Annotated in this window: 23 protein-coding genes; 3 read left to right on the plus strand and 20 right to left on the minus strand. The window is 72.1% G+C overall.

Features of this window, described 5'->3' with window-relative positions; genetic code table 11:
- Nucleotides 1–9: 9 nt before the first annotated feature.
- The 10 genes from JOD66_RS01295 to priA all read right to left on the minus strand — a co-directional run bounded on the left by JOD66_RS01295 (nucleotide 10) and on the right by priA (nucleotide 7,787).
- Nucleotides 10–210 carry an HGxxPAAW family protein gene (locus JOD66_RS01295; protein ID WP_204835152.1) on the minus strand — a complete coding sequence of 67 codons (201 nt, stop codon included), beginning with the start codon at nucleotides 208–210 and terminating at the stop codon, nucleotides 10–12.
- A 68-nt stretch (nucleotides 211–278) separates the two neighbouring features.
- The gene (locus JOD66_RS01300) at nucleotides 279–887 is read right to left on the minus strand and encodes a Trp biosynthesis-associated membrane protein (RefSeq protein WP_204835153.1); all 609 of its coding nucleotides are present in this window, start codon (nucleotides 885–887) and stop codon (nucleotides 279–281) included.
- Nucleotides 880–1,230, minus strand: coding sequence for a phosphoribosyl-AMP cyclohydrolase (hisI, locus tag JOD66_RS01305; RefSeq protein WP_204835154.1), 351 nt, complete (start codon nucleotides 1,228–1,230; stop codon nucleotides 880–882). Before hisI ends, JOD66_RS01300 begins: the two co-directional genes overlap by 8 nt.
- Nucleotides 1,230–3,065 (minus strand): ABC transporter ATP-binding protein, encoded by a 1,836-nt coding sequence (locus JOD66_RS01310; protein WP_204835155.1) that lies wholly within the window; start codon nucleotides 3,063–3,065, stop codon nucleotides 1,230–1,232. Before JOD66_RS01310 ends, hisI begins: the two co-directional genes overlap by 1 nt.
- On the minus strand, nucleotides 3,062–4,831 hold the full coding sequence (locus JOD66_RS01315) for an ABC transporter ATP-binding protein (protein WP_307823225.1): 1,770 nt from the start codon (nucleotides 4,829–4,831) through the stop codon (nucleotides 3,062–3,064). The genes JOD66_RS01310 and JOD66_RS01315 overlap by 4 nt, the downstream gene beginning before the upstream one ends.
- A gap of 159 nt (nucleotides 4,832–4,990) precedes the next feature.
- Nucleotides 4,991–5,269, minus strand: a complete 279-nt coding sequence (locus JOD66_RS28885; RefSeq protein ID WP_204835157.1) for a helix-turn-helix transcriptional regulator — start codon at nucleotides 5,267–5,269, stop codon at nucleotides 4,991–4,993.
- A 59-nt stretch (nucleotides 5,270–5,328) separates the two neighbouring features.
- Nucleotides 5,329–5,841, minus strand: coding sequence for a hypothetical protein (locus JOD66_RS01325; protein WP_204835158.1), 513 nt, complete (start codon nucleotides 5,839–5,841; stop codon nucleotides 5,329–5,331).
- 64 nt (nucleotides 5,842–5,905) lie between these two features.
- Complete coding sequence (locus tag JOD66_RS01330) at nucleotides 5,906–6,265, minus strand: hypothetical protein (protein ID WP_204835159.1); 360 nt, start codon at nucleotides 6,263–6,265, stop codon at nucleotides 5,906–5,908.
- Between the two features lie 17 nt (nucleotides 6,266–6,282).
- Nucleotides 6,283–7,053, minus strand: coding sequence for an imidazole glycerol phosphate synthase subunit HisF (gene hisF, locus JOD66_RS01335; RefSeq protein ID WP_204835160.1), 771 nt, complete (start codon nucleotides 7,051–7,053; stop codon nucleotides 6,283–6,285).
- Entirely contained in the window at nucleotides 7,050–7,787 is a 738-nt protein-coding gene (priA, locus tag JOD66_RS01340) for a bifunctional 1-(5-phosphoribosyl)-5-((5-phosphoribosylamino)methylideneamino)imidazole-4-carboxamide isomerase/phosphoribosylanthranilate isomerase PriA (protein ID WP_204835161.1), read from the minus strand. The genes hisF and priA overlap by 4 nt, the downstream gene beginning before the upstream one ends.
- A 176-nt stretch (nucleotides 7,788–7,963) precedes the next feature.
- On the opposite strand from priA, the gene JOD66_RS01345 reads away from it, so the two are divergent.
- Nucleotides 7,964–8,821 carry a DUF6801 domain-containing protein gene (locus tag JOD66_RS01345; RefSeq protein ID WP_204835162.1) on the plus strand — a complete coding sequence of 286 codons (858 nt, stop codon included), beginning with the start codon at nucleotides 7,964–7,966 and terminating at the stop codon, nucleotides 8,819–8,821.
- Nucleotides 8,822–8,854: 33 nt separating this feature from the next.
- On the opposite strand, the gene hisH is transcribed toward JOD66_RS01345, so the two are convergent.
- The 5 genes from hisH to JOD66_RS01370 form a co-directional block, all read right to left on the minus strand.
- Nucleotides 8,855–9,502 carry an imidazole glycerol phosphate synthase subunit HisH gene (gene hisH, locus JOD66_RS01350; RefSeq protein ID WP_204835163.1) on the minus strand — a complete coding sequence of 216 codons (648 nt, stop codon included), beginning with the start codon at nucleotides 9,500–9,502 and terminating at the stop codon, nucleotides 8,855–8,857.
- Nucleotides 9,499–10,110: an imidazoleglycerol-phosphate dehydratase HisB gene (gene hisB / locus JOD66_RS01355; RefSeq protein WP_204835164.1), complete on the minus strand. Its 612-nt coding sequence runs from the start codon at nucleotides 10,108–10,110 to the stop codon at nucleotides 9,499–9,501. Before hisB ends, hisH begins: the two co-directional genes overlap by 4 nt.
- Nucleotides 10,107–11,210: a histidinol-phosphate transaminase gene (locus JOD66_RS01360; protein ID WP_204835165.1), complete on the minus strand. Its 1,104-nt coding sequence runs from the start codon at nucleotides 11,208–11,210 to the stop codon at nucleotides 10,107–10,109. Before JOD66_RS01360 ends, hisB begins: the two co-directional genes overlap by 4 nt.
- Nucleotides 11,207–12,514 carry a histidinol dehydrogenase gene (hisD, locus tag JOD66_RS01365; protein ID WP_372442823.1) on the minus strand — a complete coding sequence of 436 codons (1,308 nt, stop codon included), beginning with the start codon at nucleotides 12,512–12,514 and terminating at the stop codon, nucleotides 11,207–11,209. Before hisD ends, JOD66_RS01360 begins: the two co-directional genes overlap by 4 nt.
- Nucleotides 12,515–12,589: 75 nt before the next feature.
- Nucleotides 12,590–12,757: a hypothetical protein gene (locus tag JOD66_RS01370; RefSeq protein WP_204835167.1), complete on the minus strand. Its 168-nt coding sequence runs from the start codon at nucleotides 12,755–12,757 to the stop codon at nucleotides 12,590–12,592.
- Nucleotides 12,758–12,787: 30 nt separating this feature from the next.
- On the opposite strand from JOD66_RS01370, the gene JOD66_RS01375 reads away from it, so the two are divergent.
- Nucleotides 12,788–13,453 carry an LON peptidase substrate-binding domain-containing protein gene (locus JOD66_RS01375; RefSeq protein WP_204835168.1) on the plus strand — a complete coding sequence of 222 codons (666 nt, stop codon included), beginning with the start codon at nucleotides 12,788–12,790 and terminating at the stop codon, nucleotides 13,451–13,453.
- Nucleotides 13,453–13,941 carry a Cys-tRNA(Pro) deacylase gene (ybaK, locus tag JOD66_RS01380; protein ID WP_204835169.1) on the plus strand — a complete coding sequence of 163 codons (489 nt, stop codon included), beginning with the start codon at nucleotides 13,453–13,455 and terminating at the stop codon, nucleotides 13,939–13,941. The genes JOD66_RS01375 and ybaK overlap by 1 nt, the downstream gene beginning before the upstream one ends.
- Here ybaK and JOD66_RS01385 read toward each other — a convergent pair.
- The 5 genes from JOD66_RS01385 to lspA form a co-directional block, all read right to left on the minus strand.
- Nucleotides 13,883–14,443: a hypothetical protein gene (locus tag JOD66_RS01385; RefSeq protein WP_204835170.1), complete on the minus strand. Its 561-nt coding sequence runs from the start codon at nucleotides 14,441–14,443 to the stop codon at nucleotides 13,883–13,885. The genes ybaK and JOD66_RS01385 overlap by 59 nt on opposite strands.
- Nucleotides 14,440–18,012, minus strand: coding sequence for a DNA polymerase III subunit alpha (gene dnaE / locus JOD66_RS01390; RefSeq protein WP_204835171.1), 3,573 nt, complete (start codon nucleotides 18,010–18,012; stop codon nucleotides 14,440–14,442). Before dnaE ends, JOD66_RS01385 begins: the two co-directional genes overlap by 4 nt.
- A gap of 79 nt (nucleotides 18,013–18,091) precedes the next feature.
- Nucleotides 18,092–18,562 carry a GNAT family N-acetyltransferase gene (locus tag JOD66_RS01395; RefSeq protein ID WP_204835172.1) on the minus strand — a complete coding sequence of 157 codons (471 nt, stop codon included), beginning with the start codon at nucleotides 18,560–18,562 and terminating at the stop codon, nucleotides 18,092–18,094.
- Nucleotides 18,549–19,487, minus strand: coding sequence for an RluA family pseudouridine synthase (locus JOD66_RS01400; protein WP_204835173.1), 939 nt, complete (start codon nucleotides 19,485–19,487; stop codon nucleotides 18,549–18,551). The genes JOD66_RS01395 and JOD66_RS01400 overlap by 14 nt, the downstream gene beginning before the upstream one ends.
- The gene (lspA, locus tag JOD66_RS01405; RefSeq protein WP_204835174.1) at nucleotides 19,484–20,062 is read right to left on the minus strand and encodes a signal peptidase II; all 579 of its coding nucleotides are present in this window, start codon (nucleotides 20,060–20,062) and stop codon (nucleotides 19,484–19,486) included. Before lspA ends, JOD66_RS01400 begins: the two co-directional genes overlap by 4 nt.
- Nucleotides 20,063–20,100: the final 38 nt, after the last annotated feature.

The following is a 20,100-nucleotide window of genomic DNA, read 5'->3' on the forward strand; positions in this document are numbered from 1 at the left end:
TCTCCACGGTCAGTGGCCGGCCTCGTGGAAGCCCATCTTGGCCATCACCAGGAACACCACGCCGCCGGCGATCACCACGGCGGTGCCGACCCAGAACAGGGTCCAGTTGAGCGGGTGCAGGGACATGCCGATCGCGCCCACGACGAAGCCCAGGAGCGCGACGAGAACGGCGGACCAGGCCGCGGGGGTGTTGCCGTGGTTGTCGGCCATGAGAGGGAACTCCTCGCTCGTTCGGGCGCTTCGGGTGGATCGAGGGTGATTCTAGGGGTTGGTGCGACTCACTCGTCCGTGGGGTCGTGCCCCTCGTCGAGGGACTTCCACAGGTCGAGGTTCGACTGCTCGGCCGGGTCCTGGCCGGCGACCGGGGCGCTGCTGGACGCGGCGCCCGTCGGGGCGTCGTACCGGCTGCCCATCTCGGGCCACGACGGCACCAGGCGCACGGCCGCGGCCGCGGCGACCAGGGCGACGAGGGAGCAGCCGATGGCGACCCACAGCCAGCCACTGCGCTCGACGTCGACCGCGGCCAGGTTGAGGCCGAGCCGGGTGGCGAGGTCGGCCGCGGCGTCGTCGTCCTGCACGAAGCCGCCGACCACCACGACGACCAGGACGCCGGCCGCGCCGAGCAGCGCCAGGACCGCGGCGCCGCGGCGCACGATGCCGCGGGTGACCAGCAGCACGCCCCAGGCGGCCAGCGCCACCAGCGCGAGGGCTCCGGCGAGCGGGAACTCGACCGACCGGTCGCCGACGGTCGGGGCGATGCCGCCGGCCGCGGTGAGCGTCGCCTCCGGGATCGCCAGCATCGCCTTGTGACCGGCGAGCGCCGCGAAGCCGCTGCCGGCGAGGCCGAGCAGGACGACCGGGCCGAAGGTGCTGCGGGGCTCAGCCACCGAGCAGCCCGTCGTCGAAGCAGGTGCGGGCGCCGGTGTGGCAGGCCACGCCGACCTGGTCGACCTTGACCAGCAGCGTGTCGCCGTCGCAGTCGAGCCGGACCTCCTTGACGGCCTGCGGGTTGCCGGAGGTCTCGCCCTTGACCCAGTACTCCCCACGCGAGCGGCTCCAGTAGGTGGCCCGTCCCGTCGTCAGGGTGCGGTGCAGGGCCTCGTCGTCCATCCACGCCAGCATCAGCACCTCACCGGTGTCGTGCTGCTGCACCACCGCCGGCACCAGCCCGTCGGGGGTGCGCTTGAGGCGGTCGGCGATCGCGGGGTCGAGAGAGGTCACGAGCTCCATTATCCCGGTCGGCCGTGCTGCGCCACCCACGAGGCGTGCAGCCTCGCGTAGGGGGTGTCGGGCTGCCGCACCAGCTCGGCATGCGGGCCGTGCTGCACGACCCGGCCCCGGTCGACGACAACGACGACGTCGGCGGCCTCGGCCGTCGAGAGCCGGTGGGCGATGGTGACCGAGGTCCGCCCGCTCATCAGCCGCTCCAGGGCCCGGCCGATCCGGGTCTCCAGCTCGGGGTCGACCGCGCTGGTGGCCTCGTCGAGGACGAGCAGGTCGGGGTCGGCGAGCTGGGCGCGGAGCAGCGCGACGAGCTGGCGCTCGCCCGCCGACAGCGACTCCCCGCGCTGCCCGACCCGGGTGTCGACGCCGTCGGGCAGGCCGGCGAGCCAGTCGCCGAGGCCGATGGTGTCGGCCGCCTCGCGGATCTCGGCCTCGGTGGCGCCGAGCCGGCCGTAGCGGACGTTCGCGGCCAAGGTGTCGTCGAAGAGGAAGCCCTCCTGCGGGACGAGGACGACGCTGCGGCGCAGCGCGCTCTCGGCCACCTCGCGCAGGTCGACGCCGTCGAGCAGGACCCGGCCCCGGCTGGGGTCCATCAGCCGGGTGAGCAGCTTGGCGATGGTGGACTTGCCGGAGCCGGTCTCGCCGACCACCGCGACCCGCTGACCCGCGGGGATCACCAGGTCGATGCCGGAGAGCACCTCGACGCCGCCGGGATAGGCGAAGGACACCTCCTCGAAGCGGACGTCGATCGCTCCCTTCGGCAGGCTCCGGCCGTCGGCACCCGGGTCGACGAGGTCGGCCGGGGTGTCCAGGATGCCGATCACGCGCCGCCAGCCGGCGATCGCGTTCTGGGCGTCGGTGAGGATCTGGGTGCCCATCTGCACCGGGCCGACGAACAGCGTCACCAGGAACGCGAACGCGAGCACCTCGCCCGCCGTGATCCCCTCACCCCAGGCGAAGCCCTGGCCCAGCCAGATCCCGACGATCAGCACGCCGGCGTTGGCGATCCCGGCCGAGATCCCGCCGAGGCTGAAGGAGAAGGCCGTGAAGCCCTGGGCGCGGGTGCTGGCGGACTTGTGGGCCTCGATCGCGGTGTCGATCCGCTCCTGGGTGCGAGCCTCGATCGCGTAGGACTTGACGACCGCCGCCCCGACCACCGGCTCGGAGACGGCGGACAGCAGCACGCCGACCTGGCGTCGTACGGTGCCGTAGGCGGCGGCCAGCTTGCGCTGGAAGTAGCGCAGGCTCAAGAACAGCGGGGCGAAGCAGACCCACACCACGATCGCGAGCTGCCAGCTGTAGAACACCATCACCACGGTCGCGATGAGCATCTGCCCGACGCTCACCACGAAGATCAGGCCGCCGAACACCAGGAACTGGCTGACCTGGTCGACATCGCTGGTGACCCGCGAGACGAGGGCGCCCCGGCGCTCGGTGTTCTGGGTGAGCAGCGGCAGGTCGTGGACGTGGCGGAACGCCTTGACCCGCAGCGTCGCCAGGCCGCGCTCGGCGGTGGAGAACAGCCGCGCCGTCATGGCGTACGACGCCCAGCTGGTCACCACGATCGCGAGCCCGGCCGCCAGTGCGAGCCAGGTCGTGAACGAGACGTCGGGACCGCCGGCGCCGTGCAGGCCCTTGTCGATGGTCTGCTGGACCGCGATCGGGACGACGACCTGGCCGACGGACGCGATCACGGCGAGGGTCAGGGTCCAGCCGATGCCCTCGGTCAGCTCGGGCGAGTGGCGGATGCCGCGGCGGATGGTCTCCCAGGCGCCGATCTCCTCGCCCGTGGCGAGCCGGGTGTGCGCGGCGCCCCGCTCCGGGGACAGGGTGCTGCTCACGCCGTCACCTCCTCGTGCTCGGTCTCGTAGGCGTTGACCAGGCGGGCGTAGTCGGCGTTGCGCGCGACCAGCTCCTCGTGGGGGCCGCGGTCGGCGATCCGGCCGTCGACGAGGTAGAGCACCTCGTCGGCCAGGCCGATGGTGGCCTTGCGGTAGGCGACGACGACCAGGGTGGTGTCGGTGTCGCCGAGGCCGGCCAGGATCCGCGCCTCCACCTCCGGGTCGACCGCCGAGGTGGCGTCGTCGAGGACCAGCAGGCGCGGACGCCGCACCAGTGCCCGCGCGAGCGAGAGCCGCTGTCGCTGGCCGCCCGACAGGGAGGTGCCGCGCTCCCCCAGCCGGGTGTCGAGTCCCTCGGGCAGGGCAGCCACGAAGCCGTCGGCCTGGGCGGTGCGCAGCGCGGCCCACACGTCCTCGTCGGGGACGTCGAGGCCGAGGGTGACATTGCCGCGCACCGTGTCGTCGAACAGGAAGGCGCTCTGCGGTACGACGGCCAGCAGCTCCGCGAGCCCGCCCCGGCGCAGCTCGCGCAGGTCGGTGCCGTCGACCCGGATCGCGCCGGCGTCGACGTCGACCAGCCGCGCCAGCAGTCCGGTCAGCGTGCTCTTGCCGGACGCGGTCGCGCCGACCAGGGCGACCGTGCGGCCCGGCTCGACGTCGAAGGTGAGCTCGCGCAGCAGCGGCCGTTCGGGGGTGTAGCCGAAGGCGGCGCCGTCGACCTCGAGGCGGGCGCCGCCGGGGCTCGCCGGGGCCGGGCGGTCGCCGTACTCCATCGCGCCGGTGGCGGCGATCACCGCGGCGACCCGGCGGTAGCCGACCACGCTGCGCGGGAAGTCGCCCAGCAGCCAGCCGATCGAGCGGATCGGGAAGGCGACGACGGTGAGCAGGTAGGCGACGGTCACCACGTCGCCGGCCACGGTCGCGCCGGACACCACGCGGTGCACGCCGATGACCAGCACGACCAGGACCGCGAGATTGGGCAGCGCGGCCAGGGTGGGATCGAAGGCCGCCCTGATCCGGCCGACCCTGATGTTGGCCTCGCGCAGCTCCTCGGCCTTGGCCCGGAACCGCTGGGTCTCCTCGGGCTCACGGCCGAGCGTCTTGACCACGAGCGCGCCGTCGAAGGACTCGTGGGCGATCTCGGACAGCTCGGCGCGCAGCTCCTGGGCGCGGGTTGCCCAGCCCTGCGCGAGGCGTTGGTAGACGACGTTGACGCCGATGACGAGCGGGAACACCAGCAGCCCGACGGCCGCGAGGACCAGGTCGGTCAGCAGCATCTGCACGACCGCGATCACCATCATCGCGACGGTTCCGACCGCCATCGGCAGTGGCGCGATCGGTCCCCAGGCCGCCTCGACGTCGGCGTTCGCGTTGGACAGCAGCTCACCGGTGGGATGGCGCTGGTGCCACTCCATGGGCAGGCGGAGGTACTGGCGGGTGACCGCGCGGCGGCTGTGGGCCTGCATCCGGTACTGCATGACGCCCGCCCCGAGCCGGCGCGCCACGATGCCCACCGCGCGCAGGATCGCGACCCCGACGAACAGCCCGAGCACCGCCCACAGCAGGCCCGCGCCGATCTCGCCGTCGCGGAACGCGGGCAGCACCACGTGGTCCGTCGACCAGCCCAGCACCCAGGCGTCCGCCACCGTCAGCGCACCGAACAGGACGCTGCCGACCGTCGACACCGCGAAGATCCACGGCTCCCGCTTGATCGCCACCCAGAGCACGCCGAAGCCGGCGGACGTCGTACGGCTTCCTGTGCTCACTTCACCCCGCAACCCGACACCGGGTGAGCCTATTCCTCGGCTCGCGCGGGGCGTGGCCGCCGGGTGGTGTCGTCGCACCCGGCATCCCTGTCGTGGTTCCGGCTCTGGGCGACCCCGAATGCCGGGTACGACGGAAACGCAGGACCCGCCCGGCTCGGCTCAGTGCCGCATCAGCTCGGTGACCTCGACCCCGAGCACCCGGGCAAGGGCGTAGACGGTCTCGAGCCGCGGGTTCGCCGTACCGCCGACGCGACGGCCGTCGGCGTCGCGGCTGTTGTTGCGCGAGCTCTCGATGTTCTGCACCTGGTTGCGGCTCAACGAGACCGCGTGGCCGAGCTGCTCCTGAGTCATCCCCCGCGCCAGCCGCAGGGCCCGGACCCGGTGGCCGAAGTCGGCCGCGATCTCCTCCCAGTCCTCGAGGATGTCGCGGCCGGGCACAGTGCGAGCCTCGCGGCGGGGCCCACTGCAGTCAGCCCAACAGAGTGGGCAATCGCGGATCAGCCCTCCGGGCGCCGGCTCGCGAGGTCGACGACCACGGAGCCCGGCTCGGACGGCTCGCCGCCCCAGCCGTCCCAGTGGCCGCGGTAGCGCGGATCGGGCCCGCACAGCAGCACCCGGCCCACCTGGTTGGCGCGGACCCGGATCGCGGTGGTCTGCGACGTGTGGCGGTCGCGCACGACGACCACCCCGTCGAGGGTGTGCCGCTCGGCGAGGTAGTGCCTCATCAGGTAGCGCAGCCACCGGGTCACCGAGGCCACGCTCGCCTGGCCGGCGTCGTCGACCCACAGGCAGCAGCCGTGGCCGCACGACGTCCAGCCGCACACCCCGTCGGGCGGCGTACCGGCCAACGGCGGCAGGGGCGGCGGCTCCTCGTCGCTCGGGTCGGCGCGCAGCCGGCGGAGCTGGACGTCGGTCAGCCGGCGCAGCAGCACGGCGTGCTCAGCAGTGAGGGGCGGCTCGACGACCAGGGCGCCGTGGAACTCCAGGTCGTCGCGGAAGGCTCGGGACATGGGCCCAGCAAACGACGGCGCCCGGCGTCCCGCAACCGGCTCCCGGCAGCCTGTGGACAGCCTCCTAGCGGACGGCCGTGCTGGTGACCGGCGGCGCGAGCGCGCTGACGATCCGCACGCTCATGTGGAAGGTGGAGGTGGCGCCCTCGAGGATCACCAGGTAGCCGTCGGGGCCGTCGCGGAACACCTGCCGGCTCTGCTCGGACCACGGGTCCGGCGGGCTGAACTCGTACGACGCGCGCTCGGCGGCCCGCAGCGCGGTGGCCCGGTCGGCGTGCTCGGTGCGGCCGATCTGGACCAGCGTGGGCGGCTTGGCCTGGCCCTGGTTGGAGTACTCGATGGCGACCCGCCAGGTCCCGGCGGCCGCGGCCTGCTCCGGCTGCCCGTCAGGCTGTCCGTCCGGCTGGTAGACGTCATAGCTCATGGCCGCACCCTCCCCCGTCAGCGGACCGGCACACCTGCCGCCGCCAGGGATGCCTTCACCTCGGCGATGCGGAGGGTGCCGAAGTGGAACACGGTGGCCGCCAGCACCGCGTCGGCGCCGGCCTCGACGGCGGGCGGGAAGTGCTCGACCGCGCCCGCCCCACCGGAGGCGATGACGGGGATGGAGACCTCGGCGCGGACCTTGCGGATCAGCTCCAGGTCGAAGCCGTCGGTGGTGCCGTCGGCGTCCATGGCGTTGAGCAGGATCTCGCCGGCGCCCAGCTCGGCGGCGCGCACGGCCCACTCGACGGCGTCGATGCCGGCCGACCGGCGTCCGCCGTGGGTGGTGACCTCGAAGCCCGAGTCGCCGGGCGCCTGGTCGCCGGCCCGGCGGGCGTCGACGGAGAGCACCAGCACCTGGTTGCCGAAGCGGTCGGCGATCTCGGAGATCAGCTCGGGGCGGCGGATCGCGGCGGTGTTGACCGCGATCTTGTCGGCGCCGGCACGCAGTAGCCGGTCGACGTCGTCGACCGAGGAGACGCCCCCGCCGACGGTGAGCGGGATGAAGACCTGCTCGGCGGTCGCCGAGACGATGTCCATCGTCGTCGCGCGGCCCTCGTGGGAGGCGGAGATGTCGAGGAAGGTGAGCTCGTCAGCTCCTTCGGCGTCGTAGAGCCGGGCCAGCTCGACCGGGTCGCCGGCGTCGCGGAGCTCCTGGAAGTTCACGCCCTTGACCACCCGGCCGGCGTCGACGTCGAGGCACGGGATGACCCGCACCGCGACGCTCATACGAGCCCGCCCCTGGTCAGCGCGAGCGCGTCCTCGAGGGTGAACTGCCCGGTGTAGAGGGCGGTCCCGGCGATGGCGCCCTCGACCCCGACGGGGACCAGCTTCATCAGCGCGCGGATGTCGTCGAGCGTGGTGACACCACCGGAGGCGACGACCGGGCGCGAGGTGGCGGCGCAGACGTCCTCGAGCAGCTGCAGGTTGGGGCCCTGCAGCATGCCGTCCTTGTTGACGTCGGTGACGACGTAGCGAGCGCAGCCCTCCGCGTCGAGGCGGGCGAGGGTCTCGTAGAGGTCGCCGCCCTCCTTGGTCCAGCCACGGGCGGCCAGGGTGCGGCCGCGGACGTCGAGCCCGACGGCCACCCGGTCTCCGTACGTCGCGATGGCACGGGCACACCACTCCGGCTGCTCGAGGGCGGCGGTGCCGATGTTGACGCGCCGGCAGCCGGTGGCCATCGCGGCCTCCAGCGACTCGTCGTCGCGGATCCCGCCGCTCATCTCGACCTGGATGTCGAGGCGACCCACGATCGCCGCCTGCAGCTCGCGGTTGTTGCCGTGGCCGAACGCGGCGTCCAGGTCGACCAGGTGGATCCACTCGGCACCGGCCTCCTGCCAGCGCAGCGCGGCCTCGATCGGGTCGCCGAAGCGCTTCTCGGAGCCGTCCACGCCCTGCACCAGCTGGACGGCCTGGCCGCCCTTGATGTCGACGGCGGGCAGCAGCTCCAGGTAGCCGGTCATGGCCGCGATCCTAGAGGAGCCGATCGCCGCGCCCTGCGTCGCATCTCGCCGAGATCACCCCACACCCAGGGCGCGCCCTAGAACTTGTTCTCTTTTTGTGATGGGGTATCAATAACGGCCGCCACCTTGGGAGGGGTGGCGGCCGTCCTCATGTCACCTTCGGGAGGGAAACCCACATGACCGTGCCTCAGCGCACTCTCCGCTCCGTCTCCGCCGGAGCCGTTCTCGGCCTCGCGGCCACCACCGCCGTGGTCCTCGGTACGTCGACCCCGGCGTCGGCGGCAGCCATCGACTTCGACTGCGCCCTGCCCATCGGCGGCACGGACACCTTCACCGCCGACATCACCACGAACGCGCCGGCGACGATCCCCGCCGGCACCTCGATCACCCCCATGCTGAACGTCGCGCTCACCGTGCCGGAAGGCACCGCCGACCTCCTGCGACTCTTCCAGCCCGACCAGGTCGGCGGCACCGTCCAGGGCACCACGCTGGTCGACGGCGTCGCCCGGACCACGACGATCACCGTCCCGCCCACGGCCGTGCCGGCCTCCGGCCCGATCGTCGTCAGCGGCACTGGGACCATGGCCGCGATCACCGCGGGGACCGAGGGCGCGAGCCACCAGATCGCCGCCGGCAACCAGGCCGTCACGATCACGATCTACAAGACCGGCCAGGCCCCGACGCCCATCGACGTGCCCTGCACGCCCGCTGCGGGCAGCAACCGGGTGATCAGCACCATCGGCGTCACCGCCGCGCCGGCGTCGACCACCACGGTGAAGGCGAAGTACGCGAAGAAGGCGCGCAAGGCCAAGGTCAGCGCCACCGTCAGCGCGCCCGGCGCGACCCCGGCCGGCACGGTCACCTTCACCTTGAAGAAGGGCAAGCAGGTGAAGACCAAGACCGTCGCGGTCACCGCGGGACGGGCGAAGGCGGTCTTCAAGAAGGTCACCGCGAAGGGCCGCTACACCGTCACGGCGTCGTACACCGGGACGGTCGGCGCCTCCACCGGCACCACCAAGCTCAAGGTCCGCTGACCGGGTCCGGGCCGGCCCTCGGGGGCCGGCCCGTCAGCCCAGCGAGCCGACCCAGTTGCGCAGCAGCTGGGCGCCCGCGTCGCCCGACTTCTCCGGGTGGAACTGGGTCGCGCACAGCGGACCGTTCTCGACGGCCGCGACGAAGCGGTCGCCGCCGTGCTCGGCCCAGGTGACCAGCGGCTGGTGGCTGTCGGGGGTGCGGTCGTTGGTGACCAGGGTCCAGTCGCGCACGCCGTAGGAGTGCACGAAGTAGAAGCGCTCGTCCTCGATCCCGGCGAAGAGGCGGGTCTGCTCGGGCGCCGAGACCGTGTTCCAGCCCATGTGCGGGACGATCGGCGCCTGCAGCCGCTCCACGACGCCCGGCCACTCGCCGCAGCCCTCGGTCTCGACGCCGTGCTCGATGCCGCGCTCGAACAGGATCTGCATGCCCACGCAGATGCCGAGCACCGGCCGGCCGCCGGACAGGCGGCGCGCGATGATCCGCTCGCCGCGGATCGCGCGCAGGCCGCGCATGCACGCCTCGTAGGCGCCGACGCCGGGCACCAGCAGCCCGTCGGCCTCCATCGCCGTGTCCAGGTCTCCGGTGAGGGTGACCGACGCCCCGGCCCGCTCGACGGCGCGGACGGCGGAGCGCAGGTTGCCGGAGCCGTAGTCGAGGACGACGACGGACGGAGCGCTCACAGAGCACCCTTCGTGGACGGGATGCCCGTCTCGCGCGGGTCGAGCGCGACCGCGTCGCGGAACGCCCGGGCGAACGCCTTGAACTGGGTCTCGACGATGTGGTGCGGCTCGCGACCGGCGAGCACCCGCACGTGCAGCGCGAAGTGGCCGTGGAAGGCGATCGACTCGAAGACGTGCTGGGTCAGCGAGCCGAGGTACGACACCCCGGAGCCACCGAGCTGGACGTACTGCTGGCCCTCGGGCTCGCCGGTGTGGACGCAGTAGGGACGGCCCGAGACGTCGACGACGGCGTGCACCAGCGCCTCGTCGAGCGGGACGGTGGCGTCGCCGAAGCGGCGGATGCCCGCCTTGTCCCCCAGCGCCTCGCGCAGCGCCTGGCCCAGCGCGATCGCGGTGTCCTCGGTCGTGTGGTGGGCGTCGATGTGGACGTCGCCCTCGGTCTGCACGGTGAGGTCGACCAGCGCGTGGCGCGCGAAGGCGGTGAGCATGTGGTCGTAGAAGCCCACGCCGGTGGAGATGTCGTGGCGGCCGGTGCCGTCGAGGTTCACCTCGACGAGGACCTTGGACTCGCTGGTCTGCCGCTCGACGCGGGCGGTCCTGGCAGTCATGCGCGCTCTCCCTCTACCTCAGTCAGGGCGGACCGGAAGGCCGCCATCTCCGCGGGGGTGCCGACCGAGACCCGCAACCATCCCTCGGGCCCGGTCTCCCGGATCAGGACTCCCCGGTCGAGGAGACCCTGCCAGACAGCATGACGGTCGGCGAATCGCCCAAACAACACGAAATTCGCGTCCGAGTCGGCGACGTCGTAGGACTCGGCGCGCAGCCACTCGACCAGCACGTCGCGCTCGCGGCGCAGGTCGTCGACCTTGCCGAGCAGCTCGGGCGCGTGGTCCAGCGCGGCGAGCGCGACCGCCTGGGTGACGGCGGAGAGGTGGTACGGCAGCCGCACCACCCGGATCGCGTCGCAGATCTCCGGCGCCGCGGCGAGGTAGCCCAGCCGCAGCCCGGCCCCCGCGAAGGCCTTGCTCATGGTGCGCGTGACCACGAGGTTGCGGTGGACCGGCAGCAGCTCGAGCGCGCTCGGCACCCCGGCCCGCCGGAACTCGCCGTACGCCTCGTCGACGACGACGATCCCCTCCTCGCCCGCGGCCTCGCAGAGCACGGCCACCGCCTCCGGCGGCAGCGCGGTGCCGGTCGGGTTGTTGGGGCTGGGCAGCAGGATCACGCTCGGCTGCTCGGTCTTGACCAGGTCGCGCGCCGCGTCGAGGTCGAGCGCGAAGTCCTCGGCCCGCCGACCCGCGACCCAGCGGGTGCTGGTGTCGCGGGCGTACTCCGGATACATCGAGTACGTCGGCGCGAAGCTCAGTGCGGTGCGGCCGGGTCCGCCGAAGGCCTGCAGCAGCTGGAGCATCACCTCGTTGGACCCGTTGGCCGCCCACACCTGCTCGGGCACGATCCCGGCGGGCGCGTCCCGCGAGAGGTAGGCCGCGAGTGCCTCGCGCAGCGCGGTGAACTCGCGGTCGGGATAGCGGTTGAGCGTGCTCGCCGCCGCGGCCGCCGCCGCCGCGATGTCGGCGATGCACGCCTCGGAGGGACCGTAGGGGTTCTCGTTGACGTTGAGCTGGACCGGTACGTCGAGCTGCGGGGCGCCGTAGGGCTCGATCCCGCGCAGCTCCGCGCGCAGCGGCGGCCAAGCGGCCGCGCTCATCGCGTCGACCGGACCGTGACGGCGGCGCCGTGGCCGGGCAGGTCCTCGGCCTCGGCGAGGGTCACGACGTGCCCGGCGACCTCGGCGAGCGCGGCGGCGGAGTAGTCGATGACGTGGACGGACTTGGTGAACGCACGCACCGAGAGCCCCGAGGAGTGGCACGCGCAGCCGGCCGTCGGGAGCACGTGGTTGGACCCGGCGCAGTAGTCGCCCAGGCTCACCGGGGCGTGCGGGCCGACGAAGATCGCACCGGCGTTGCGCACCCGCGCGGCCCAGCCGGCGGCGTCCTCGGTGTGGATCTCGAGGTGCTCGGCGGCGTAGGCGTCGACCACCTCGAGTCCCTGCTCGAGGTCGCGGACCAGCACGATGCCGGACTGCTTGCCGCCGAGCGAGGTCGTGATCCGCTCGCTGTGCTTGGTCGCCGCGACCTGGACGTCGAGCTCGGCCTCCACCTCGGCGGCGAGCCGCTCGGAGGTCGTGACCAGGACGGAGGCGGCCAGCGGGTCGTGCTCGGCCTGGCTGATCAGGTCGGCCGCGACATAGGCGGCGTTGCCGGTGTCGTCGGCCAGGATCGCGATCTCGGTCGGGCCGGCCTCGGAGTCGATCCCGACCTGGCCCTTGAGGATCCGCTTCGCGGTGACCACCCAGATGTTGCCGGGGCCGGTGACGAGATCGACCCGCCGGCAGGGTCCGGTGCCGTAGGCGAACATCGCGATCGCCTGGGCACCGCCGACGGCGTACACCTCCTCGACGCCCAACAGCGCGCACGCCGCCAGGATCGTGGGGTGGACGGCACCGCCGAACTCCTTCTGGGGCGGGCTCGCCAGCGCGATCGACCCCACACCCGCGGTCTGGGCGGGGACGACGTTCATCAGCACGGAGGACACCAGCGGCGCGAGGCCGCCCGGCACGTAGAGGCCGACCCGGCCGACCGGCACCTTGCGGTGGGTCACCCGGGCCCCGGGCCCCAGGTCGGTGACCGCGTCCTGCTCGAGCTCGTTGGCGCAGGTCGCCCGCAGCCGCCGGATCGACTCCTCCAGACCCGCGCGGATGTCGGGATCGAGGTTGTCGAGCGCGCTGCGCAGCGCCTCGGGCGCGACCCGGATGTCGTCGACGCGCACGCCGTCGAAGCGCTCCCCGAACTCCACGATCGCGTCCAGGCCGCGGGTGCGGACCTCCTCGCAGATCGCATGCACCGCCGGCACCGCCGCCTCGATGTCGAAGTCGGCACGGGGCACTGCTGCGCGGTAGTCGACGGTGGCCGAGCCAGCACCGGCGTCACGCAGGTCGATGCGACGGATCAGGGACATGCCCCGATTCTACGGTCGGCGCGCGGGTCGCCCCCGCCGCGTCCCGGGTGGTGAGGCGCTCCCCCCGCGTCAGCTCGCCGGCAGGAGCCAGGTGCTGCGGTCCTTGAGGACCGACAGGACGGGGAAACGCGCGGCGACCAGGTCGAGCATGAGGTCGGTGACTCCGCCCGGAAGCGCGAGGAACTCCACGGGCGTGGGACGACCGTAGGACGACCCGCAGGCGCGTGCCGTGCTCATCCACAGGTCCCGGCCCGCTACGTTGGACAGGTGACCGACCAGCTCCCGATGTTCCCGCTCAACGCGGTGCTCTACCCGGGAGTCAGCGTGCCGCTGCACGTCTTCGAGGACCGCTACCGCGCGCTCGTGCATCACCTGCTGCGCACCGAGGACCCCTCGCAGCGGCTGTTCGGGTCGGTGGCGATCCGGGAGGGCTACGAGGTCGGCGACCACGGCACCCAGTCGTTGTACCGGGTCGGGGTGCGGCTCCAGCTGACCGACGTCGAGGCGCGGGGCGACGGCAGCTTCGACGTCGTGGCCGTCGGTCGCGACCGGATCCAGCTCGACCGGCTGCTGACCAGTGGGGAGTTCCCCGTCGGCGAGGTCACCCTGGTCCCCGGCCCGGACACGGAGGTGCCCGAGGAGGTCGAGCAGCAGGCCCGAGCGGTGTTCACGGCCTACCGGCACGTGCTGCGCTCGATCGCCGGCGACCCGCTGCAGGGCGAGCTGCCGAAGGACCCGACCTACCTGTCGTGGACGCTCGCGGCGTGCACCCCGCTGCCGATGGGCGAGCGACAGCAGCTGCTCGAGGCGGCCGACGCCACGGAGCGGCTGGTCCTGGTGACCGACCTGCTGCGCGCGGAGCTGCGCGCGATCAACGTGATCACCTCGCTGCCCGCAACCGAGGTCGCGCGCACCCGGTGGAGCCCCAACTGATGGCGAAGCGCAAGCCGGGCGGGGGTACGCCGGCCACCACCGTGCTCGCGTCGGCCGGCGTCGCGTTCACCGTGCACGAGTACGACCACGACGCCCGCGCGGAGTCCTACGGCGGCGAGGCGGCCGAGGCGCTGGGCATCGCCCCCGAGCGGGTCTTCAAGACCCTGTTCGCCGACGTCGACGGCGCGCTCGTGGTGGGGGTGGTGCCGGTCTCGGGGCAGCTCGACCTCAAGGCGCTGGCGCGGGCCGTCGGGGGGCGCAAGGCCGCGATGGCCGACCCGAGGGCCGCCGAGCGGGCCACCGGCTATGTCGTGGGGGGCATCTCCCCGCTGGGTCAGCGCAAGACCCACCCCACCGTCGTCGACGAGTCCGCGCTCACCCATCCCACGGTCTTCGTGTCGGGCGGGCGCCGCGGACTGGACCTCGAGCTCAGCCCTGCGGAGCTGGTGCGGCTGACGGCTGCTCGGGTCGCGGCGATCGGTCGCTAGCGGGGGTGCCGCCAGCCGGGTTGAGCGAGACCATCAGCACCAGGTAGGCGAACATCGCGCCCACCGGCCAGGCCAGGTAGGGCGTCCAGCCGGACACCGCCAGATGGCCCGGCAGCGCGTCGCCGACCTGGTGGGCGGCCAGCAGCGTCGTGGGGTCGGCCGGGCTGAACGACTCCCCCAGCAGCGTCATCACCAGCACCCCGAGGCCGGCGCCGACCAGCACCCCGAGCACTCCCAGCACGGCCTGGTCGCGCGCGATCCAGCCGCCCACCAGTCCGAGCAGCAGGGCCAGCGCGAAGGCGATCACGACATAGGTCGCCGTGCCGCTGAAGTCGCGGGTGATGCCGGGGTCGAACGGCTCGGGGTACCAGGCCTTGCCGGCCGCGGTGTCGTAGATCTTGCCGTTCGGGGCCGGACCCCACCAGGTCCACCACAGCCAGCCGCCCAGCGCGCCGAGCGCGACGCCGAGGACGACCGGGACCGCGAGCCGCAGCCGGCTCATCCGGCCAGGCACCCGGGACCGAGGAGCTGCTTGAGGTCGGCGAACAGCGCGGACGAGGGAGTCACCCGGAGATTGTCCCCCAGCCGCATCAGCTTCGTGGAGTCGCGGCTCAGCAGCTGCAGCCGGACCTCGGTCAGGCCGGCATGGCTGGTCAGCACCTCGCGCAGCTGGGCCACCACCGGCCCGGTGCACCGGGTCGAGGGCAGGCTGATCACGACCGGGCCGTCGCTGCCCCGCTCCAGGTCGGGGACGGTGACCTCCTGGCCGCGCAGCTGAGCCGGCTCGCGGTCGGTGTCGAGCTGGCCGCGGACCCGGATGATCGCGTCCTCGGTGAGATAGGGCGCGGCCAGGCGGTAGCTGCTCGGGAACAGCAGCACGTCGATCGCGCCCTCGAGGTCCTCCAGGGTCACCGTGGCCCACGGGTCGCCGTTCTTGGTGATCTTGCGCTGGATCGAGGTGACCAGTCCCGCCACCGTCACCGTCGAGTTGTGGGCCCGGCTCTCGTCGGTGACCAGCTGGCCGATGGTGCAGTCGGTGCCATTGGACAGGACGTGCTCGAGGCCGAGCAGCGGGTGGTCCGAGACGTAGAGGCCGAGCATCTCGCGCTCGTGGCCGAGCAGGGTCATCTTGTCCCACTCGTCGATGTCGGGGATCGCCACGCTCACGCCGAACCCGCCGTCACCTCCGTCGTCGTCGCCCAGGCCGGCGAACAGCGAGTCCTGGCCGATCGCCTCGTTGCGCTTGATGTCGACGTACTGGTCGACAGCGGTCTCGTGGATCGCGACCAGCGCCCGGCGGAGGTGCTTCATGTCGTCGTAGGCGCCGGCCTTGATCAGCGAGTCGATCACCCGCTTGTTGCAGACCGTGGCCGGCACCTTGGACAGGAAGTCGTTGAAGTCGGTGAACCGGCCCTTCTCGCGCCGGGCCTCGACGATGCCGTCGACGACGTTGGAGCCGACATTGCGCACGGCGGTGAGCCCGAAGCGGATGTCACGGCCGACCGCGGTGAAGTTGTGGGCGGACTCGTTGACGTCGGGGGGGAGCACCTGGATCTTCATCCGGCGGCACTCGTTGAGGTAGATCGCCATCTTGTCCTTGTCGTCCTTGACGGACGTCAGGAGCGCGGCCATGTACTCGGTCGGGTAGTTGGCCTTGAGATAGGCGGTCCAGTAGGTGATGACGCCGTAGGCCGCGGAGTGGGACTTGTTGAAGGCGTAGTCGGCGAACGGGACCAGGATCTCCCAGAGCGTCTTGACCGCGTCCTTGGGGTAGCCGCGCTCGAGCATGCCGGCCTCGAAGCCGGCGTACTGCTTGTCGAGCTCCTCCTTCTTCTTCTTGCCCATGGCGCGGCGCATGTTGTCGGCGGCGCCCAGGGAGAAGCCGGCCAGGACCTGGGCGATCGCCATCACCTGCTCCTGGTAGACGATCAGGCCGTAGGTCTCCCCCAGCACCGGCTCGAGCGCCTCGGCGAGGGCCGGGTGGATCGGCTCGATCGGCTGGCGCCCGTTCTTGCGGTGGGCGTACTTGTTGTGGGAGTCGGCACCCATCGGGCCGGGGCGGTAGAGCGCACTGACCGCGGTGATGTCGGCGAACTTGTCGGGCAGCATCGAGCGCAGCAGCGCGCGCATGCCACCACCATCGAGCTGGAACACGCCCAGGGTGTCGCCCCGGCCCATCAGCTCGTAGGTCGCCTTGTCGTCGAAGCCGAGCTCCTCGAGGACCACGTCCTCGCCCTTGTTGGCCTTGATGTTGACCAGCGCGTCCTCGAGGATGCGCAGGTTGGACAGGCCGAGGAAGTCCATCTTGACCAGGCCCAGCGACTCGCACATCGGGTAGTCGAACTGGGTGATCACCGCGCCGTCCTGGGGGCGGGCCATGATCGGCACGATGTCGATCAGCGGCTCGCTGGACATGATCACGCCGGCGGCGTGCACGCCCCAGTTGCGGATCTGGCCCTCGAGGCCGACGGCGGTCTGGTAGATGGTGCGCACGTCGGCGTCGGACTCGTAGAGCGCACGGAACTCGCCGCCGTCGTTGTAGCGCTTGTGCTCGGGGTTGAAGATCTCCTTGAGCGGCACGCCCTTGCCCATGACGTCGGGCGGCATCGCCTTGGTGATCTTGTCGCCGATCGCGAAGCCGTGGTCGAGCACGCGGGCGGCGTCCTTGATCGCGGCCTTGGCCTTGAGCCGGCCGAAGGTGGCGATCTGGGCGACCCGCTCGGCGCCGTACTTCTCGCTGACGTACTGGATCACCTCGCCGCGGCGCGCGTCGTCGAAGTCGATGTCGAAGTCGGGCATCGAGGGGCGCTCGGGGTTGAGGAAGCGCTCGAAGAACAGGCCGTGCTCGAGCGGGCACAGGTCGGTGATGCTGAGCGCGTACGCCGCGATCGAGCCCGCACCCGAGCCACGGCCGGGGCCGACCCGGATGCCGTTGCGCTTGGACCACTGGATGAAGTCGGCGACCACGAGGTAGTAGCCGCAGTAGCCCTTCTGGGAGACGACGCCGAGCTCCATCTCGACCCGGTCCTTGACCTCCTGGGTCAGCTTGTCGCCGGGGTAGCGCGCCTCGATCCCGCGCCAGACCTCCTTGCGGAACCAAGACTCCTCGGTCTCGCCGGCCGGGATGTCGGCGCGGGCCATGTAGCCGCCGGTGGACTCGGTGAACTCGACCGAGCAGCGCTCCGCGATCGCGACGGTGTTGTCGCAGGCCTGGGGCATGCCGAACCGGTCGGCCCACAGCTCGCGCATCTCGGCGGCGGACTTGATGTAGTAGCCGCCGCCGTCGAACTTGAGCCGGTTGGGGTCGGAGAGCCGCTTGCCGGAGGCGACGCAGATGAGGGCGTCGTGGGCGTCGGCGTCCTCGGGGTTGTTGTAGTGGGAGTCGTTGGTGGCGATCGGCGGGATGCCGAGCTCCTTGCCGAGGCGCAGCAGGTCGTCGCGGACCCGCTTCTCGATGGAGATGCCGTGGTCCATCAGCTCCAGGAAGACCGACTCCTTGCCGAAGATGTCCTGCAACTCGGCCGCCTCGCGGACCGCCTCGTCCCACTGTCCCAGGCGCAGCCGGGTCTGGATCGCGCCGCTGGGACAGCCGGTGGAGACGATGATCCCCTTGCTGTGCTCGGCGAGGATCTCCTTGTCCATCCGGGGCTTGAAGTAGTAGCCCTCCAGGCTCGAGCGCGAGGAGAGCCGGAAGAGGTTGTGCATCCCCTCGGTGGACTCCGCCCACATCGTCATGTGGGTGTAGGCGCCACCGCCGGCCACATCATTGCCGCCCTCCTCGGCGGCGTCTGCGGTGTTGCTCTGGCCCCAGCGCACCCGGCGCCGCTCACCGCGCTGGGTGCCGGGGGTGATGTAGGCCTCGATGCCGATGATCGGCTGGACGCCGTACTTCTTGGCCTTGGAGTAGAAGTCGTAGGCGCCGTGGAGGTTGCCGTGGTCGGTCATCGCGATCGCCGACATGCCGAGGTCGTTGACCCGCGTGAACAGCCCGTCGAGCAGCGACGCTCCGTCGAGCATGGAGTACTCGGTGTGGACGTGCAGGTGGACGAAGTCCCCGGCGTCAGCAGCCATCGGTGGTTCGGCGCTCCTCAGTGATCAAAGGGTGGTCGCTCGGGGAAGAGGACCAGCCTACGTGACGGACGAGGAGACTCTAGGACGACCCTCCGACAGATCCGGGCGCCCACTCCATCCGCAGGTCCGGGGCCCGCTCCTCGTTCTCCGAGCCGTCGGTGTGCTCGCGCTCGACCAGTCCGCGAGCGGCGTAGAAGGCCCGCGCGGGGGCGTTCTGCTCGAAGACCCACAGGCTGAACCCCTCGGGGTGGCGGGCCTTGACCAGGTCCAGCAGGGCGCCGCCCACGCCGGCGCCCTGGTGGGCCGGGTCGACGTACAGGTCGTTGAGCCACTCGCGGGTGAACCGGGCGTAGCCGACCACCCGGCCCCCGGCCTCGGCGACCCAGTTCTCGGCCGCGCCGAATCGCGCGGCGAGATAGGTCCGGATCTCCTCGGGACCGTGGATCCCCGGCGGCATCGCCGCGCTCGCCCGGGCCGCGACCTGGACCGCCGCGATCCCGGGCACGTCGGCCGGCGTCGCGGGGCGCAGCAGCAGCTCAGTGGGCGTCACGGATGACCTCGAGCGCGTGCGCGAGGTCCGCGGGGTAGGTCGACTCGTACTCGACGTACGCACCGGTCTCGGGGTGCTCGAAGCCCAGCTTGACGGCATGCAGCCACTGCCGCTCGAGGCCGACGCGGCGCGCCAGCACCGGGTCGGCGCCATAGGTCAGGTCACCGACGCAGGGATGCTTGAGCGCGCTCATGTGCACCCGGATCTGGTGGGTCCGGCCGGTCTCGAGGTGGATCTCGAGCAGGCTCGCGAAGCGGTGCGCCTCGAGCGTCTCGTAGTGGGTGACGCTGTGTCGGCCGTCCTCCATCACCGCGAACTTGTAGTCGAAGCGCGGGTGCCGGCCGATCGGCGCGTCGATGGTGCCCTCGAGCGGGTCGGGGTGGCCCTGGACCAGCGCGTGGTAGGTCTTGTCGACCGTACGGCGGCGGAAGGCGTTCTTCAGCACCGAGTAGGCGTGCTCGGACTTGGCGATCACCATCACGCCCGACGTGCCGACGTCGAGTCGCTGGACGATGCCCTCCCGCTCCTTGGCCCCGGAGGTCGAGATCCGGAAGCCGGCCCCGGCGAGGTGGCCGACCACGGTCGGACCGCGCCAGCCCGGCGACGGGTGCACCGCCACGCCGACCGGCTTGTCGATCACCACGATGGCGTCGTCGTCGTGGATGATCTTGATCCCCTCGACCAGCTCGGGGACCACCTCCAGCGGGTCGGCCTCGGCCGGGATGGAGACGTCGAGCACGGAGCCGCCGAGCACCCGCTCGCTCTTGCCGCCCACCGGCGCGCCGTCGAGCACCACCAGGTCCTGGGCGATCAGCTCGGCCGCCCGGGTCCGCGAGACGCCGAACAGCTGCGCCATCGCGACGTCGACCCGCTCGCCGTCGAGGCTGTCGGGGACCGGCAGGCTGCGGTGGTCGACGGCGCTCATGCCTGCTCCTTCGCCTCGGCGCTGGTCGCGCGGGTCCCGTCGAGGTTCACCCCGCGCAGCACCTGGAGCAGGATCAGCCCGACGCCCACGTTGATGCAGATGTCGGCGACGTTGAAGACCGGCCAGTTCGGCAGCATCAGGAAGTCGACGACGTGGCCCCGGAACGGACCGGGCTCACGGACCATCCGGTCGATCAGGTTGCCGTCGATGCCGGCCAGCAGCAGGCCCAGGCCGACCGCCCAGACCTTGCTGACGACCCGGCGGCTGACCCACAGCACGACCAGGGTCGCGACCCAGGCCAGGCAGGCGATGACGACGGTGAACCGGGTGCCGAGGCTGAAGGCCGCCCCCGGGTTGTACGTCAGGTGCAGCTGCAGCAGCTCGCCGACGAGCTCACGGTCCGGCTCGCCGGCGAGATGGCGCACGGCCAGCACCTTCGCGACCTGGTCGATCGCCACCATGACCGCGGCGACCGCGGCGAAGAGCAGCCACCCGCGCGGGTGGGCCAGCAGCGCTCCGGAGCGGCCGGGTCCGTCGTCGTGGTGGTCGAGCGGAGCTCGTCGCGCTGCCGTCATCGCGTCGCTCCGGCGGTGCCGACGTACACACGGCGAGA

Origin of the sequence: Nocardioides nitrophenolicus, assembly GCF_016907515.1 — a bacterium.
In the GTDB taxonomy this organism is placed as follows: domain Bacteria; phylum Actinomycetota; class Actinomycetes; order Propionibacteriales; family Nocardioidaceae; genus Nocardioides; species Nocardioides nitrophenolicus.